General features: G+C 74.4%; 13 protein-coding genes. 6 read left to right on the top strand and 7 right to left on the bottom strand.

What is annotated here, in order from left to right; all coding sequences use genetic code 11:
- Positions 1-36 precede the first annotated feature (36 nt).
- From H505_RS0113275 to H505_RS0113290, 4 genes are all read right to left on the bottom strand, one after another.
- Positions 37-870, bottom strand: a complete 834-nt coding sequence (locus H505_RS0113275) for an ABC transporter ATP-binding protein (RefSeq protein WP_245592503.1) — start codon at positions 868-870, stop codon at positions 37-39.
- Positions 867-2,651 carry a dipeptide/oligopeptide/nickel ABC transporter permease/ATP-binding protein gene (locus H505_RS0113280; protein WP_051300631.1) on the bottom strand — a complete coding sequence of 595 codons (1,785 nt, stop codon included), beginning with the start codon at positions 2,649-2,651 and terminating at the stop codon, positions 867-869. Before H505_RS0113280 ends, H505_RS0113275 begins: the two co-directional genes overlap by 4 nt.
- Positions 2,648-3,589 (bottom strand): ABC transporter permease, encoded by a 942-nt coding sequence (locus H505_RS0113285; RefSeq protein ID WP_026402381.1) that lies wholly within the window; start codon positions 3,587-3,589, stop codon positions 2,648-2,650. Before H505_RS0113285 ends, H505_RS0113280 begins: the two co-directional genes overlap by 4 nt.
- A 75-nt stretch (positions 3,590-3,664) precedes the next feature.
- Positions 3,665-5,197 (bottom strand): ABC transporter substrate-binding protein, encoded by a 1,533-nt coding sequence (locus tag H505_RS0113290; protein ID WP_026402382.1) that lies wholly within the window; start codon positions 5,195-5,197, stop codon positions 3,665-3,667.
- A 173-nt stretch (positions 5,198-5,370) separates the two neighbouring features.
- Here H505_RS0113290 and H505_RS41660 point away from each other — a divergent pair, with 173 nt between their 5' ends.
- Positions 5,371-6,204 (top strand): TetR family transcriptional regulator, encoded by an 834-nt coding sequence (locus H505_RS41660; protein WP_084550205.1) that lies wholly within the window; start codon positions 5,371-5,373, stop codon positions 6,202-6,204.
- A complete protein-coding gene (locus tag H505_RS0113300) occupies positions 6,185-8,395 on the top strand; it encodes a glycoside hydrolase family 3 C-terminal domain-containing protein (RefSeq protein ID WP_026402383.1) in 2,211 nt (736 codons plus the stop codon). The genes H505_RS41660 and H505_RS0113300 overlap by 20 nt, the downstream gene beginning before the upstream one ends.
- A 58-nt stretch (positions 8,396-8,453) precedes the next feature.
- Here the strand turns inward: H505_RS0113300 and H505_RS0113305 are convergent, their stop codons facing one another.
- Together H505_RS0113305 and H505_RS0113310 are read right to left on the bottom strand one after the other, a co-directional pair.
- Positions 8,454-9,614: a glycoside hydrolase family 1 protein gene (locus H505_RS0113305; protein WP_026402384.1), complete on the bottom strand. Its 1,161-nt coding sequence runs from the start codon at positions 9,612-9,614 to the stop codon at positions 8,454-8,456.
- 57 nt (positions 9,615-9,671) lie between these two features.
- The gene (locus tag H505_RS0113310; protein WP_026402385.1) at positions 9,672-10,250 is read right to left on the bottom strand and encodes a hypothetical protein; all 579 of its coding nucleotides are present in this window, start codon (positions 10,248-10,250) and stop codon (positions 9,672-9,674) included.
- Between the two features lie 176 nt (positions 10,251-10,426).
- Here H505_RS0113310 and H505_RS0113315 point away from each other — a divergent pair, with 176 nt between their 5' ends.
- On the top strand, positions 10,427-12,019 hold the full coding sequence (locus H505_RS0113315; RefSeq protein WP_026402386.1) for an FAD-binding oxidoreductase: 1,593 nt from the start codon (positions 10,427-10,429) through the stop codon (positions 12,017-12,019).
- A gap of 184 nt (positions 12,020-12,203) precedes the next feature.
- Here H505_RS0113315 and H505_RS0113320 read toward each other — a convergent pair whose 3' ends face one another.
- Entirely contained in the window at positions 12,204-13,016 is an 813-nt protein-coding gene (locus H505_RS0113320; RefSeq protein ID WP_051300632.1) for an alpha/beta fold hydrolase, read from the bottom strand.
- Positions 13,017-13,103: 87 nt separating this feature from the next.
- On the opposite strand from H505_RS0113320, the gene H505_RS0113325 reads away from it, so the two are divergent.
- The 3 genes from H505_RS0113325 to H505_RS0113335 all read left to right on the top strand — a co-directional run bounded on the left by H505_RS0113325 (position 13,104) and on the right by H505_RS0113335 (position 16,967).
- Complete coding sequence (locus tag H505_RS0113325; protein ID WP_026402388.1) at positions 13,104-13,796, top strand: TetR/AcrR family transcriptional regulator; 693 nt, start codon at positions 13,104-13,106, stop codon at positions 13,794-13,796.
- Between the two features lie 352 nt (positions 13,797-14,148).
- The gene (locus H505_RS0113330) at positions 14,149-15,741 is read left to right on the top strand and encodes an AMP-binding protein (RefSeq protein ID WP_026402389.1); all 1,593 of its coding nucleotides are present in this window, start codon (positions 14,149-14,151) and stop codon (positions 15,739-15,741) included.
- Positions 15,738-16,967 carry an acyl-CoA dehydrogenase family protein gene (locus tag H505_RS0113335; RefSeq protein WP_026402390.1) on the top strand — a complete coding sequence of 410 codons (1,230 nt, stop codon included), beginning with the start codon at positions 15,738-15,740 and terminating at the stop codon, positions 16,965-16,967. The genes H505_RS0113330 and H505_RS0113335 overlap by 4 nt, the downstream gene beginning before the upstream one ends.
- The last annotated feature ends 5 nt before the right edge of the window (positions 16,968-16,972 follow it).

Below are 16,972 nucleotides of genomic sequence, written 5' to 3' on the forward strand. Positions count from 1 at the left end.
CCGCGCCGGGGCACCGGTCCCGCCCGGGGACGGGCGTCACGGCGCGGCGCGTTCGCGTTCGAAGCGCTCGCGGCGGGCGCGCTGCTCGGCGACGTCCGCGACCGGCGCCGCCAGCAGCAGGCTCCGCGTGTACGGGTGCCGCGGGTCGCCGGTGACCCGCGCCGCGTCGCCCGTCTCGACGATCTCGCCCCGGTGCAGGACGGCGACGCGGTGGCTCATGGACCGGACGACCGCGAGGTCGTGCGAGACGAACAGGTAGGCGACGTCCGTCCGCTCCTGGATCTCGAGGAGGAGGTCGAGGACGGTGCGCTGCGTGGTGAGGTCGAGCGCCGAGACGGGCTCGTCGCACACGATCAGCTTCGGGCCGATCGCGAGGGCGCGGGCGATCGCGACGCGCTGCCGCTGGCCGCCGGAGAACTCGCGGGGCAGCCGGGCGGCGGCGTCGGCCGGCAGGTGCACCCGGTCGAGCAGTTCGCCGACGCGGCGGCGGGCGTCGCGGCGCCCCGTGCCCTGCGCGAGCAGCGGCTCGGCGAGGGTGTCGCCGACGGCGCGGGACGGGTTCAGCGAGGTGTACGGGTCCTGGAAGACGACCTGGAGGTCGCGGGCGAGCCGCCGCCGCTGCCGGGCCGGGGCCCGCTCGATGCGCTCGCCGGCGAACGTGATCGTGCCCGACCGGACGGGCGCGAGCCCGAGGACCGCGCGTCCGATCGTCGTCTTCCCGGACCCGGAGCCGCCGACCAGGCCGAGCGTCTCGCCGGGCCGCACCTCCAGCGAGACGCCCTTCAGCACCTCGGTGCGCGGCGCCCGGAAGCCCTTGCCCGGGAACGAGACCCGCAGGTCCTCGACGGTGAGCAGTGCGTCGTCCTTCACGCCGTCTCCTTCTGGGCGGGGCGCCACGGTGCGCGGGCGGGGACGCCGTCCAGGACGGCCCCGAGCAGGCGGCGCGTGTACGGTTCGGCGGGCTCGCCCAGGACCCGCTCGACGGGCCCCGACTCGACGATGCGCCCGTCGTGCATCACGGCGACGCGGTCGCACAGGTCGGCGACGACGCCGAGGTTGTGGGTGACGAGCAGGACGCCGAGGCCCCGCTCGGCTTGCAGGCGGCGGAGCAGCCCGAGGATCTCCGCCTGCACCATGACGTCGAGGGCGGTGGTCGGCTCGTCCGCGATGAGCAGGTCCGGGTCGCACGACATCGCGCCCGCGATGAGGACGCGCTGCGCCATCCCGCCGGAGATCTCGTGCGGGTACGACCCGAACGTCCGCTCGGGGTCGGGGATCTCGACCTGCCGCAGCAGGTCGAGGGCGCGCCGCTTCGCCTCCGCCTTGGAGACGCCCAGCTTGTACCGCATCGGCTCGACGAGCTGGGCGCCGACCGTGAACGACGGGTCGAGGTTGCTCATCGGCTCCTGCGGGACGTACGCGACGACGCCGCCGCGCAGCGCCCGGTGCTCCCGCTCGGGCAGCCCGACGGTCTCGCGTCCCGCGACGGTGACGCTGCCGCCGCTGACCCGCCCGCCCTCGGGCAGGATGCCGAGGATCGAGAACGTCGTCTGCGACTTGCCCGACCCCGACTCGCCGACGAGCCCGACGATCTCGCCCGCGCGGACGTCCAGGTCGATGCCGTGCACGACCTCCTTCGTCCCGTACGAGACGGCGAGCCCCCGGACGGAGAGCAGGCCGGCCCGTTCGGCGTCGCCGTCCGCACCCGCCGGAGCCGGAGCCGGGGCCGCCGGGGTCGCGGCCGGGGCGCGGCGGCGCGGACGGGCGGTGGCGGGGCGGTCGCCGCGGTCCTCCAGCGCGTCGCGCAGCGCGCTCGCGAGCAGCACGAGCGACGCGCTGGTCAGCCCGAGCGCGAGGCCCGGCCACACGATCATGGTGGGGGCCTGCTCCATGTTCTGGAACGCCTCGTTCAGCATCGCGCCCCAGGTCGGGGTGTCGCCGCTGCCGATGCCGATGCCGAGGAACTCCAGCCCGGCCTGCAGCCCGATCGCGAGCCCGGCGACGAGCGCGACCTGGATGATGATCGGGGCGCGGACGACGATGAGCACGTGGCGGGCGACGATCCGCGGGTCGGTGAGGCCCGACACCTTCGCCGCGTCCACGTACAGCTCGCCGCGGACGCCCGCGACGATGCCGCGCACCAGCCGGAAGAAGCTCGGCGCCACCAGCACGCCGAGGACGACCATCAGCACCCACACCGTGCTGCCGAGGATCGCGCGGGACGCGAGCAGCACGACCATCGCGGGCAGCGCCATGACGAGGTCGACGGTCCAGCTCGCGGCGGCGTCGAACCGTCCGCCCCGGTACCCGGCGAGCAGGCCGGCCGGGACGCCGAGCGCGAGCGCGACGGCCAGCGCGATGACCGCGCCGCCGAGCGTGAAGCGGCCGCCGTGCAGCAGCCGCGACAGCAGGTCGCGCCCGGCGGAGTCGAACCCGAGGGGGTGGCCGGGGGCGGCGCCGCCGAACGAGTCGGCGAGGTCGGCGGTGTTCGGGTCCTGCGGGCTGAGGACGGGCGCGAGCAGCACCGCGACGACGATCGCCGCGAGCAGCGCGGCCGGGACCAGGCCGAGCGGGTTGCGCAGCAGCCGCCGCGGCGCGCCGCCCGGCCGCCGGGCGGCCGCGGCCGGGGCCTTCTCGACGGTTCCGCTCACGAGACCCTCGCCTTCGGGTTGAGCCAGCCGATCAGGACGTCCACCAGCAGGTTGATCGCGATGACGCCGACCACGGTGACCATCACGATCGCCATGATCATCGGGATGTCGCCGCGGGTGGTGTAGGTGACGGTCATGCTGCCGATGCCCGGCAGGCCGAAGATCTGCTCGACCAGCACCGCGCCGCCGAGCATCCCGACGAACTGCAGGCCGAGGACCGTCAGCGGCGGGGCCGCCGCGTTGCGCAGCACGTGCCGGAACAGGATCCGGCCGGGCGGGAGGCCGCGGGCGCGCAGCGTCCGCACGTAGTCCTGCCGGAGCACGTCGATGACGGCGCCGCGCACCTGCTGGGACACGCCCGCGACGGCCGCGACCGACAGCGACGCGACCGGCAGCGTGATCGTCGACAGCCAGCCGGACGGCGACTCGGAGAACCCGGTGTAGCCGATGGCGGGGAACCAGTCCAGCCGCACCGCGAACACCACGACGATCACGAGCGTGACCAGGAAGCCGGGCAGCGCGTACCCGACCACGCCCAGGATCTGGACGAACCGGTCGATCGCGCCGCGCCGCACGCCGGCCCACACGCCGAGCAGCAGCGACAGGACGGCGCTGACCAGCGTCACCCCGGCCATCAGGCTGAGGGTGACGGGCAGCCGAGTGGTGATGGACCGCAGGACGTCCTCGCCGGTGAACCAGGACGTGCCGAAGTCGCCGCGCAGCGCGTGCGCGAGCCAGTCGGCGTACTGGGCGGGCACGGGGCGGTCGAGGCCCAGCTCGGCGTTCTTGGCGTCCACCAGATCCTGCGCGGCGCGATTGCCGAGCAGTTGGCGGCCCACGTCGTTGTCGGGGATCGACAGCAGCAGGTAGGAGAGGGCGGAGATCACGAACAGGAGCACGACCCCCGCCGCGGTCCTGCGCAGTACGAAGCTCAGCATCTGACTCGGCTTCTGTGGTGGGGAGGGCTGGTCCGGGGGCGCCGGACGGGAGCGGGCCGTCCGGCGCCCGCGCCGTCATCCGGCCGGCGCGTAGTTGTAGATCGACGGCAGGGCCATGCCGGACTGCGGCTCGATCGTCACGCCGCCGTCCGACACGTGCAGGTACGACAGCCGGTAGAACGGGACGAACCACGCCTCCTCGACGAGGTGCCGGTTCAGTTCGTGCAGCTGCGCCTCGGCCTGCTCCGGCTGGACGGCGCCGATCCGCGGCAGCAGTTCCCGCACGGTCGCGTCGGTGGTGCCGAAGAAGTTGAACGTGCCGGGGAGCACGAGCTCGCCGATCGCGACCCAGTCGTTGGCCGACTGGCCCATGTTCATGACCATGCCGGAGTACTCGCGGTCGGTGAAGATGCGCCGGACGGCCGACTGGTCCATGTCGTCCCAGGTCAGTTCGACGCCGATCGCCTTGAAGTACGTCTGCAGGGAGGCGGCGAGCGCGTCGGGGACGATCGCGGAGATGCGCGGCAGCTTCAGGTCGAAGCCGTCCGCGTACCCGGCCTCCTTGAGGAGCCGCTTGGCCTTCGCCGGGTCGTAGGAGTAGTAGGAGTCGAGTTCCTCCTGGTAGGCGACGCTCTCGGTGCCGAACACCTGGCTCGTCGCCTCGCCGCGGCCCTGCTGGATCTTGGCGAGCATCGTCGGGCGGTCGATGGCGTGGTTGAGGGCCTGCCGCACCTTCGGCTCGGCGAGCGCGGGCGTGATCTTCCCGCCGCGGTCGAACAGCAGGATGCCCTGGAAGTCGAACTCCTGCTTCCGCGTCTCGACGCCGGGGTCCTTCTCGATGCGGGCCTGCGCGTTGGCGGTCTGCAGGACGGCCGCGTTCACCTGCCCGGTCTTGAGCCCGTTGACGATCGCGGTCTCGTTGTCGAAGTACTGGAACGTGAGCTGCTTGTAGGGCAGTTCCGTGCCCCAGTAGCCGGTGTCGGCGGTGTAGACCCACTTCGTGCCGATGGCGGTCCGGCCGGAGTCGAGGTCGTACGGGCCGGTGCCGTCCGGCTTCGTCTTCAGCGGGTCGCCCGCGTCGTCGAACTTCGCCGGGTTGGCCATGAGCCCGGCGGCGTCGCTGAGGTAGAACAGCATCGCCGGGTTCGGCTGCTTCAGGTGCAGGACGACGTGCGTCGCGTCGGTGACCTCGATCTCCTCGACGTCCGCGAGCGTCTTGGCCATCCCGCCGCCGCCCGCGGCGAACCGCTCCATGTTCGCCTTGACGGCGGCCCCGTCGAACGGCGTGCCGTCGTCGAACTTCACGTCGCCGCGCAGGGTGAGCGTCAGCTCGGTGCGGTCGCCGTTGTACTCCCACTTCGTGGCGAGCATCGGGCTGTAGGCCCCGTCCGGTTCGCGCTTGACGAGCGTGTCGTAGGCCGCCTGGAAGAACGGCATCGCGCTGCCCGCCGCGTCCTTGGGGTCGAGGCTCTGCGGCAGGGTCATGGTCGCAACGGTGAGGGAGTCGGACGAGCCGCCCCCTTCGCCGGAGCCGCCGCACGCGCTCAGCGCGGCCGCCGCCGCGGCGCAGGCCGCGAGCGCCGCGACCCCCCTCGTGATCTTCTGCATCGTTACTCCGTTCTCCGAGCACAACGGCTGTTCCACGCACGGGCGGTCGGAGCTCCCGCCGGGGTGTCGGCGAGCATACACGCGGAACTAACCACGTGGTAGGTTTTGCTCGGTCGAAGGATGCGCTGAAGGATGAACCCGCCCAGCCCGCCATCCCAGGAAGGCCCGCACCCATGAGCGAACAGACCCCGCGCCGCGCGCCCGGCGGCACGTCCGGCCGCACGTCCGGCCGCGAGGGACCGACGGGTCGCAAGGGGCCGACGGGTCGCAAGGGGCCGACGGGTCGCAAGGGGCCGACGAAGGGCGAGCGCACCCGCGCGACGATCCTCGACTCGGCGACCGAGCTGTTCTCCCGGTCCGGGTTCCACGCCGTCTCCCTGCGCGACATCGCCGCGCACGCCGGGCTCACCCACGCGGGCCTGCTGCACCACTTCCCCGGCAAGGAGGACGTGCTGATCAAGGTGCTCGGCCGCCGCGACCGCGCCGACGCCGCGCTGATGTTCGCCCCGGGCACCGACGAGCGCCCCGAGGCGCTGCTGGACGCGACCGTCCGGATCGTCCACCGCAACATGCGGACGCCCGGCATGGTCGGCCTCTACGTCAAGATCTCCGGCGAGGCCGCCGACCCCGAGCACCCCGCGCACGACTACTTCGTCCAGCGCTACCGCCTGCTCCGCGAGCGGCTCACCGCCGCGTTCGCCGAGCTGTTCGCGCAGCCCGACCCGCCCCTGCACCACGACGCGGGCATCGTCGCCGGCCAGTTCCTCGCCCTCATGGACGGCCTGCAGACGCAGTGGCTCCTGGAACCCGAGGCCGTCGACATGCACGCGTCCGTCGTCGCGTTCCTCCGCCAGCTCGGGCTCGCCCTCGAACTGTCCCCGGAGCCCGCGCCGCCGACGCCCGCGGCGTCCGCGAGGGCCGCGGCGTCCGGCTCGTCCTCGCCCGATACCGGCTCCGCCGACCCGTCCCCGCCCGCGAAGGAACCGCATGACACAGACCGACCGTGACCCCGCGCGCCTCTCCCTGGAGGAGCGGGCGTCGCTCACCTCGGGCCGCGACACCTGGCACACCGAGGCCGTGCGGGACGTCCCCGCGATCACCCTCGCGGACGGCCCGCACGGCGTCCGCCGCCAGACCCGCGGGTCCGGCGACGCGCTCGGGCTGACCGACAGCGTGCCCGCGACGTGCTTCCCCCCGGCCGTCGCGCTCGGCTCCTCCTGGGACCCCGGCCTGGCCCGGCGCGTCGGCGAGGCCCTCGCCCGCGAGGCGGCCGCGCTGGGCGCCGACGTCCTGCTCGGTCCCGGCGTCAACATCAAGCGGTCCCCGCTGTGCGGCCGCAACTTCGAGTACTTCTCCGAGGACCCGCACGTCAGCGGCGTCATGGGGGCCGCGCTCGTCGCCGGGATCCAGTCCCGCGGCATCGGCGCGTGCGTCAAGCACTTCGCGGTCAACAACCAGGAGACCGACCGCATGCGGATCAGCGCGGACGTCGACGAGCGGACGCTCCGCGAGATCTACCTGCCCGCGTTCGAGCACATCGTCCGCGAGGCGTCCCCGTACCTGGTGATGTGCTCCTACAACAAGATCAACGGCGTGTACGCGAGCGAGAACCGGTGGCTGCTCACCGAGGTCCTGCGCGAGCAGTGGGGCTTCGACGGCGTCGTCGTGTCCGACTGGGGGGCCGTCAACGACCGCGTCGCCGCGCTCGCCGCCGGCCTCGACCTCGAGATGCCGCCCACCCGCACCGACCGCGAGATCGTCGACGCCGTCCGCGCGGGCCGCCTCGACGAGGACGCCGTCACCCGCGCCGCCGACCGCGTCGCCGCCCTCGCCGACCGCGTCGGCCGGGCCGAGCGGGCCGACGGCTGGGACGTCGACGCGCACCACGAGCTCGCCCGCGAGGCCGCGCGCGGCTCGATCGTCCTGCTGAAGAACGACGGCGTCCTCCCGCTGGCCGCCGGGCGGCGCGTCGCCGTCGTCGGCGAACTCGCCCGCACCCCCCGCTACCAGGGGCACGGCAGCTCCCACGTCGTCCCCACCCGCCTCGACAACGCGTGGGACGCCCTCCGCGCGGAGACCGGCGGCACGTTCGCCGCGGGCTACCGGCTGGACGGCGAACCCGACGAGGCGCTCGCCGCCGAGGCCGTCGCCGCCGCCGCGGCCGCCGACGTCGCCGTCGTCTTCCTCGGCCTGCCCGACCAGGCCGAGTCCGAGGGCTTCGACCGCACGAGCATCGACCTGCCCGCCGTCCAGACCGCCCTGCTGCGCCGCGTCGCCGCCGCCTGCCCCGAGGTCGCCGTCGTCCTCGCCAACGGCGGCGTCGTGTCCGTCGCCGAGTGGCAGGACGCCGCCGGCGCCGTCCTGGAGGGCTGGCTGCCCGGCCAGGCGGGCGGCTCCGCCATCGCCGACCTGCTGCTCGGCGTGCACAGCCCGTCCGGACGGCTCACCGAGACGATCCCGAACCGGCTCGCCGACGTCCCGTCCCACCTGCACTTCCCCGGAGCGGACGGCCACGTCGCCTACGGCGAGGGACGGTACGTCGGCTACCGCCACTACGACACGCTCGGCCGCGACGTCGCCTACCCGTTCGGCCACGGCCTGTCCTACACGCGGTTCGCCTACTCCGGCCTCGACGTCCGCGAGACCGGGACGAACGCGTGGACCGTCGAGGCCACGGTCACGAACACCGGCGAGCGCGCGGCGCACGAGGTCGTCCAGCTGTACGTGGCGTTCGACGAGGAGATCCCGACGCGTCCCCGGCACGAGCTGCGCGGCTTCGCGAAGGTCGGGACGGCGCCGGGGGAGAGCGTCCGCGTCCGGTTCGACCTCACCGCCCGCGACATCGCGCGGTGGTCGCCGTCCCTCGGCGACTGGCGCGTCGACCCCGGCGCGTTCACGGTCGAGGTCGGTGCGTCGTCCCGCGACATCCGCCTCCGCGCCGAGCTGTCCACGCCCGGGGACGGCCGCACCGCCGGGCTGGACCGCATGTCCACGCTCGGCGAGTGGCTGGACCACCCGGTCGGCTCGCGCGTGCTGAAGTCGCGGCTGCGCCGGGCGGACGGCCTCGCCTCGGCGGGGTCGCCCGCGCTGCTGGCGCTCGCCCGGGGGATCCCGCTGGCGAAGTTCGGCACCTTCGGCATCGGCCTGACCGGCGACGTCGTGGACGAGCTCGTCGCCGCCGTCCGCGCGGAGTCCTGAGACCGGTTCCCTGAGACCGGGGGTCGGCCGCACCGCGCCGCGGCCGGCCCCCTTCGCGTCAGTCCAGGACGCCCGTGCGGGCGACCTCGCCGAGCCACCGGGCGCTCGGCTTCACCGTGCGGGCGAACGTGTCCCGGTCGACCGCGACGAGCCCGAACGTCGGCGCGTACGTCCCCCACTCGTAGTTGTCGAGCAGCGACCAGTGCAGGTACCCGCGGACGTCGGCGCCGCCGGCCATCGCGTCCCGCAGGCCCGCGAGCGCGCCCCGCGTGTACTCGATCCGCTCGGCGTCGTCCCGGGTCGCGACGCCGTTCTCCGTCACGAGGATCGGCACCCCCGGGATCCGCGCCGCCGTGTGCCGGACCGCGCCGCCGAGCGCCGCCGGGTAGAACTCCCAGCCGGTGAGGGTGCGGCGCGCGCCGTCCGGCTCGGGCAGCGCCCCGTCCCTACCGATCCGCACCCGCGTGTACGCCTGCACGCCGATGAAGTCGTCGTCCGCGGCGGCGTCGAGGAACCGGTCCTCGCGCGACAGCGCCCACGCGTCGCGCTCGGCCTCCGCGCCGCCGGCGGCCTCGAAGTTCTGGTTCGCGACCGTCCACCCCGACTTCAGCGGACCGAGTTCCTCCCGCGCGGCGCGGTGCGCCTCCGTCAGCGCGTCGGCGACGGCCGGGTCGGGCGGGGGCATCGCGCCGGCGACGTTCTCGCTGCGCTCCCCGCGCCGCACCATGGCCGCCATCATCGCGAGCATGTTCGGCTCGTTGATCGTGCACACCCACGGGACGCCGTCCAGGATCGGCCGCACCGCCCGCACGTACCGCCGGAACCGCTCGACCGCGCCGGGGTCCGTCCAGCCGCCCGCCTTCGCGAACCACAGCGGGCTCGTGAAGTGGTGCAGCGTCACGACCGGGGTCAGCCCCCGCTCCAGGCAGCCCTCGACGACGCGCCGGTAGTGCGCCAGCGCGGCCCGCGACACCCGGCCCTCGACCGGCTCGATCCGCGCCCATTCGAGCCCGAACCGGTAGGCGTTCAGGCCGAGGCCGCGGACGATGTCGAGGTCCTCGGGCCACCGGTGGTAGGAGTCGCACGCGTCGCCGCTCCGCTCCGGCAGGAAGCCGTCCGGCCGGTTTTCCAGCGCCCAGAAGTCGCTCGCGACGTTGTTCCCCTCCGTCTGGTGGGCGCTGGTCGCCGCACCCCACAGGAACCCGTCCGGAAAGCCCACGTTCGTCCTCCTCGTTCGCGCTGACGAAGAGAACTTACCACCTGGTTAGTTTTCGCTTCAGGCCCAGAAGCCGCTGCCCATCACCGACCAGACGACGTACACGGCGACCCCGGCGGACACGGCCAGCCCGAGGGCGACGCCCACCGGCCGCCACACGCCCGACTCGCGGCGCACCAGCGCCCGCCGCGCCGCGAACCCGAGCACCGCGACCCCGGCGACGCCGAGCCCGGCCGCGCTCACGCCCTTCGCCCGGACGTTCGCGCGCCCCGTCGCGTCCGCCCGCGCGAGCCCGTCGGCGCCCGGCCCGTCCAGCAGCCGCGCCGGGAACGACTCCCCGACCCGCACGCCCTCCGCGTCGTGGCTGTTCGGGAGCGACACGTGCTCCCGCACGAGCCGTCCGTCGTCCGAGCGGAACGAGCCGCCGCAGTAGGTCTTCCCCCGGCGCTCGGCGCACTGCGCCAGCGTGAACGACCCCGGCGCCCCCTCCTCCAGGGCCTTCGCCGGTTCCAGGTAGTTGCTGCCGAACATCGTCCAGGCCAGCGGCAGCAGGAGCGCGCCGCCGCCCGCGGTGATCAGTGCCCGCTTCGCCGGGTTCTCGGTCCGCTGCGGGCCGCTCACCTGATTCTTCTCGCTCATATCCGCCATATCGTCGTGACCGATTTTCCGGTCTTCGACGGCCGAGCGGCACGCTCGGTTCCGGACGGTGCGCGGATCGTGAGCGGCCCGCGCCCCCTTGATCCGCCACCCCCGCCACGGCAGCGTGTCCGGCGACGCGGCACGGGCGAGTGCGGCACGGGCGAGGAGGACGGGCGATGGCGGAGCGGTCGTGGTGGGGCTGGGGCAACGTCGCGGACGCGGTGACGGGCCGGGAAGCCGAGGCGCTGACCGGGCGGGTGGCGACGCTCCTGCCGGACGCCGACCTGACCGAGCACCGGCCGCCCGCGATCGGCGACCTCGGCGTCCCCCGCCCGCGGGTGCGCGCCCCGCGGGCGCTGGAGCACCTCGCGTCCGGCGCGCCGGCGGACCGGGCGGCGCACAGCCACGGGCAGGCGTTCCGCGACGTCGTCCGGTGCCTGCTCGGCCGCCTCGACCGCTTCGTCGACCTGGTGGTGCGGCCCCGCACCGAGCAGGACGTCGCGGACGTCCTGGACTGGGCCGCCGGCGCCGGGATCGCGGTCATCCCGTTCGGCGGCGGCACCTCGGTCGTCGGCGGCGTCGAACCCCGCGACCTGGACGACCGCCCCGGCGTCGTCTCCCTCGACCTCACCGGACTCGACCGCGTGCTCGAGGTCGACCGCACCAGCCGCGCGGCGCGCGTCCAAGCCGGGATCCTGGGGCCCGCGCTGGAAGGGGCGCTGCGCCCGGACGGGCTGACGCTGCGGCACTTCCCGCAGTCGTTCGAGTTCTCGACGCTCGGCGGCTGGCTGGCGACCCGCGCGGGCGGCCACTTCGCGACCGTCTACACCCACATCGACGACCTGGTGGAGTCGATGCGGGTCGTCACCCCGGCCGGGACCGGGGAGTCGCTGCGGCTGCCCGGCTCGGGCGCGGGCCCCTCGCCGGACCGCATGTTCCTCGGCTCGGAGGGCGCGCTCGGCGTCATCACCGAGGCGTGGATGCGGCTGCGCGAGCGCCCGCGGTGGCGGACCGGCGCGGCCGTCGAGTTCGACGACCACGACGCGGCCGTCGCCGCGACCCGCGTCATCGCCCAGTCCGGGCTGTTCCCGGCGAACTGCCGGCTGCTCGACCCCGCCGAGGCGTTCCTCAACGCGGGCTCGCGCGCGCCCGGCGGCGTCCTGGTTCTCGCGTTCGAGTCGGCCGACCACCCGGTCGACGCGCCGATGGAGCGGGCGGCGGAGATCTGCCGCGACCACGGCGGCCGCATCCCGGACGGCGCGGCGCGCGGGGCGGGCCCGGGGACGGCGGAGCGGTGGCGCTCGGCGTTCCTGCGGATGCCCTACCAGCGGGACGCGCTGGCCGCCCGGTCGATGATCGTGGAGACGTTCGAGACCGCCTGCACCTGGGACCGCTTCGACGCCCTCCGCGACGCCGTCCGCACCGCCGCCGAGCGGGCCCTCGCGTCCGTCGCCGCGACCGGCGTCGTGACCTGCCGGTTCACGCACGTCTACCCGGACGGCCCGGCCCCGTACTTCGGCGTCTACGCGTCCGGTGCCCGGGGGCGGACGGTCGAGCAGTGGGACGAGGTCAAGGCGGCCGTCTCGGACGCGATCGCGGCCCACGGCGGCACGATCACCCACCACCACGCGGTCGGCCGCGACCACCGCCCCTGGTACGACCGGCAGCGCCCCGAGCCGTTCGCCCTCGCGCTCCGCGCGGCCAAGGCGGCCCTCGACCCCGCGGGCGTCCTCAACCCCGGCGTCCTGCTCGACCCCCCGCCCCGCTGACCGCGGCGGGGCCGGGGCAGGCCGTCCGGGCGCCGGCACGGGTGGTGGGCCCGGGGCCGCGCGGTCCGGCCGGGCCGTCGACGATCTCCGGCCGGGCGGCCTCGCGCGGCGGGCGCTCGCGGTCCGCGGGCACCGCGACCCGGGACGCCCGGCGGCCGTGCCCCCTTCGGGCGGCGGTGCCGGTCTAGTGGCCCGGGGTGCGTGCAGCGGTCGTCCACAGGGTGCGGAGCTGCTCGTTGACGGCGTCCGGACGCTCCGTGTGCGGGTAGTGGGCGGCGCCGTCGATCCGGACGAGACGTGCGCCGATGCGGTCGGCGGTCACCTCGGCGCACGCTCTCAGCGGCCCGCCGCCGCGCTCCCGGTACAGGGCGGGCGCGGTCTCCCACGTGCCGCCGAGGACGAGCTTCGGGAAGGGGGCGGCGGCCAGCTCGGCGACCGGGATCGGCGCCTCCCAGCACACGCGCTCGCGCAGGGCCGCGCCGGCGGCGCGGAGGCGCGCGGGGGTCGGGTCGAGCGGCGGCATGCCGACGGACTCGGTCGCGGCCCGCAGGTACGCCTCGGGCGCCAGGTCGCGGGGGAGGGCGGCGTGCGCCGCGCGGTTGGCGCGCAGCGCCGCGGCGACGGCCGGGTGGTCGGCGGCCGCCTGGTAGCAGCCGGGCTCGATCAGGGCGAGGGACAGGACGGCGTCCGGGCGCCGCGCGGCGGCGAGCATCGCGCCGACGCCGCCGTAGGAGTGCCCGACGAGGTGGGCGCCGTCGCCGAGCAGCCCGGCGATGTCGGCGGCGTCCAGTTCGTAATCGGAGGCGAACTGGGCGGAGCCGGTGCCCGGCCCGGCGCCGTGCCCGCGCCGGTCCATGGCGAGCAGGCGGAACCCGTCGTCGGCGAGGGGGCGCTGGGCGGCGAAGCCGAACTCGGGGTCGGCGCCCCACGAGGTCGAGCCGTGCACCAGCACGGCCGGGACGCCGTCGCCCCAGACGGTCACGTGGACGGGCTCCAACGCGGCTCCTTCCTTGAACACCGTTTAATGCCGTTGAACAACGTATATGTGTCTGACCGTGTTCGGCAAGTGGGTACGCTGAGCGCCGTGTCGGTGTTCCTGCGTCCCGAGCGGCCGTCGCGCGACCGGCGGCTCAGCCGCGCCCGGATCGTCGCCCGCGCCGTCGAGGTGCTCGACGCCGAGGGCGGGCGCGGGCTGTCGATGCGGCGCGTCGCGGCCGACCTGGGCGTGACCGCCGGGTCGCTGTACTGGTACGTCGCGACGAAGGACGAGCTGATCGAACTCGCGCACGACGCGGTCCTCGGCGAGGTGCTCGCGGAGGTCCGGACGGGCGGGACGCGCGGCGGCTGGCGCGCGGAGGTCGCCGGGCTCGCGCGGGCGAACCGGGCGATGCTGCTGCGGCACCCGTGGGTGCCGGCCGGTCTCGCCGACCTGCCGGCCCTGGGGCCGAACGCGCTCGCGCTCAGCGAGGCCGGGCTCGCGGCGCTGGCCCGCGCGGGGTTCACCGGGCCGGACGGCGACGCCGCCCTCGCCGCCGTCAACGACCAGGTCGTCGGGTCGGTGGTCGCCGAGACGGCCTGGCGCGCGTCGCTGCGGCACGCCGGGGACGCGGACGAGCGGGACGTCGGCGAGCACGTCCGCCGGGTCGCGCGGGAGCACCCGCACCTCGCCGCGCGGGCGGAGGCGCCGGGCCCGGTCGACGTCGACGCCGAGTGCGAGCGCCGCTTCGCGTTCGCGCTGGACTGCCTGCTCGACGGCCTCGCCGCCCGCCGCGCCTAGCCTGCCCGCCGCCGGCGGACGGGCGGCGATCGGAAAAGCGGATCCCGCGACCGGTCGTCATTCGCGAGAGCGATGGCCGATCGCAAGAGAGGCCCTTTCCGGTCGCTGAATTGCGCTGATTGTGGGCGACCAAAACGGCGGTTACCCAGAAGTGGTCGTGGTCACGCTGTCACCTGGCGTCCCTGGCGACCATTTTGTTCCGTTTTGGACACTATTGCCGTATATCGCGTTGTATGTTCCGATATTTAGCGCACTGTCCAGATCTTGGACGGACCCGATCCGACCCCCGGCCACCCACCCCCCGCAGCACCCCGTCACCACGCATGCCCCCCGAGCGACAGCGGAGGCCCGGATGCGCAAGGAGACGCTGGAGAGCTTCGTCCTCGGCGACGTTCTCCGGTCGCAGGCGCAGATTCACCGCAGGCAGACCTTTCTCAGATTCCGGGACGGCGACATCAGCTACGGCGAGGTCGACGCGTCCGCAGACCGGCTGGCGCGGGCGCTGTCCGGCGCCGGCGTCGCGCGCGGCGACCACGTGGCGCTGATGCTCCCGAACTGCCCCGACTTCGTCCCCCTCGTGTTCGCGCTGGCCCGGCTCGGCGCCGTCGCCGTCCCGGTCAACACCGGCTACCGGGGCGAGCTGCTCCGGCACGTGCTGACCAGCTCCGACTCCCGCTGGCTGATCATCGACGGCCCGTACGCCGAGCGGCTCCCCGACCTGGCCGAGCGGCTCCCGAAGCTGGCGGGCGTGCTCGTGCGGGACGCGGCCGGAGCCGGGATCCTCCTCGACGGGCTCGGCATACCGGCCCGCGAGCTGGGCGGCCTGCCGGACGACGGGGACGGCCCGGTGCGCGTCCCGGTCGGGTTCGGCGACCTGCAAGCGATCATGTACACGTCGGGCACCACGGGCCCGTCGAAGGGCGCGATGGTGCCGCACGCGCTCGCGTTGACCTGCGCGTACGACTCGCTCGACTTCCTCGACCGGTGGGGGAAGACGATCTACTGCCCGCTGCCGCTGTTCCACGCGGCGGCGCTGTGGGACGGGATGCTGTCGGCGCTCCTCGGCGGCGGGTCGATCGCGATCGTGGAGAAGTTCAGCGCGTCCCGGTTCTGGGACGACGTGCGCCGGTTCGACGCGCGGGTGTGCATGAGCGTGTTCTCGATGATCCCGATCCTGCTGAACCGGCCGCCGTCCCCGCGCGACCGCGACCACCGGCTCGAGACGTTCTACATGGGCAAGTCGAACCTGGACGAGCCGCTGCGCGAGCGGTTCGGGGTCCGGTCGGTCGAGACGTACACGAGCACCGAGGCGGGCATCGCGACGGGCAGCCCGTACGGGGAGTGGCGGACGGGCTCGTGCGGCACGGCGCACGAGGAGCGGTTCCACGTCGCGGTCGTGGACGAGCGGGACCGGGAGGTGGGGCCGGGCGAACCGGGCGAACTCGTGCTGCGGCCGAAGCAGCCGTTCGTCCTCACGACCGGTTATTACGGCGCCTGGGAGGCGACCACCCGTTGTTTCCGGAATATGTGGTTTCACACCGGAGACCGGGTATGGCGGGACGAGGACGGCTATTTCTTCTTCCTCGACCGGATGAAGGACGCCATCCGCCGGCGCGGCGAGAACATCTCGGCCTTCGACCTGGAGTGCGAGATCAACGATCATCCGGCGGTGCTGGAGTGCGCCGCGATCGGCGTGCCCTCCGAGCTGGAGGACGAGGACATCAAGGTGTCGGTCGTGGTGCAGCCGGACCTCGGCCTCGACCCGGCCGAACTGATCGCCTACTGCGAGGAGCGGCTGCCGCGCGCGATGGTCCCCCGCTACGTCGAGTTCGTGGACGCCCTGCCGCGCACCCCGACCGACAAGGTCGCCAAGTACCGGCTGCGCGCCCAGGGCGAGGGCGGCATCACCCCCACCACGTGGGACCGGGAGGCGGACGGCCGGTGAACTGGGACGACACACCGCAGCAGGCCGCGTTCCGCGAAGAGGTCCGGACGTTCGTCAGGGAGAACTTCCCCGCCGCGTACAAGCCCGCGTGGCGCGAGGAGCAGAGCCTCGAACCCGAGGACGTCGCGGGCTACAACTGGCCGGTCGACCGTGTATCGGACGATCCGGTAAGGCGGGACGGCGCGCGCGCGTGGGCACGCGCGCTCGCGCAACGCGGATGGATCGCACCCCACTGGCCGTCCGAATTCGGCGGTGCGGGCCTGTCTCCCATGGAGGAGTTCATCCTGCACGAGGAGATGATGCGCGCGCGCGTCCCGACTGTGAACGGCATCGGCGCGTTCCTCCTCGGCCCGACGCTCCTGGTGCACGGGACGGACGAGCAGAAGGCCGCGCACCTCCCGCCCATCGCGCGCGGCGAGGCGACGTGGGCGCAGGGGTTCTCCGAGCCCGGCTCCGGCTCCGACCTCGCGTCCCTGCGCACCCGCGCGGTCCGCGACGGCGACGTGTACGTGGTGGACGGGCAGAAGGTGTGGACGTCGCTCGGCCAGTACGCCGACTGGCTGTTCGTCCTCGTCCGCACCGACCCCGGCGCCGAGCCCCGCCACCGCGGCATCACGTTCCTGCTCGTCGAGGCGGACGCGCCGGGCGTCACGATCCGCCCCATCACCGACCTGCGGGGCGCCGCGCCGTTCTGCGAGATCTTCTTCGACGGCGTCCGGGTGCCGGTCGCGAACCGCGTCGGCGAGGAGAACCGCGGCTGGTACGTCGCGATGACCGCGCTCGGCTTCGAGCGGGCCGGGATCGGCGCGACGATCAAGTACGAGCAGGCGCTCGCCGGGCTCGTCGCGTACCTGCGCTCCCGGGACGGCGCCCGGTTCGCCCGCGCGGACGCGGACCTGCGGCGGGAGATCGCCCGCCGCCACACCGAGATCCGGGTGCTGTACAACCTCGCCCGCTACACCGTGTCGCGCCAGGCCGCGGGTGAAGAACCGGGATACGAGGCGTCCGTCAACCAGCTCTTCGGAGCGGAACTCCACCAGCGCCTGGCGCGTACCGGCGCGCGAGCGTTCGGACGGTACGCCGACCTCTGGGAACGCGACGACGCGCCCATGAACGCCTACTGGACCCATATGGCCCGCGACTCGGTCGCGTCCACCTTCCTCGGCGGCACCACCGAGATCCAGCGGAACGTCATCGCCACCCGGGGCCTGAACCTGCCCCGCTGACCGAC

This window comes from Actinomadura rifamycini DSM 43936, assembly GCF_000425065.1.
In the GTDB taxonomy this organism is placed as follows: Bacteria; Actinomycetota; Actinomycetes; order Streptosporangiales; family Streptosporangiaceae; genus Spirillospora; species Spirillospora rifamycini.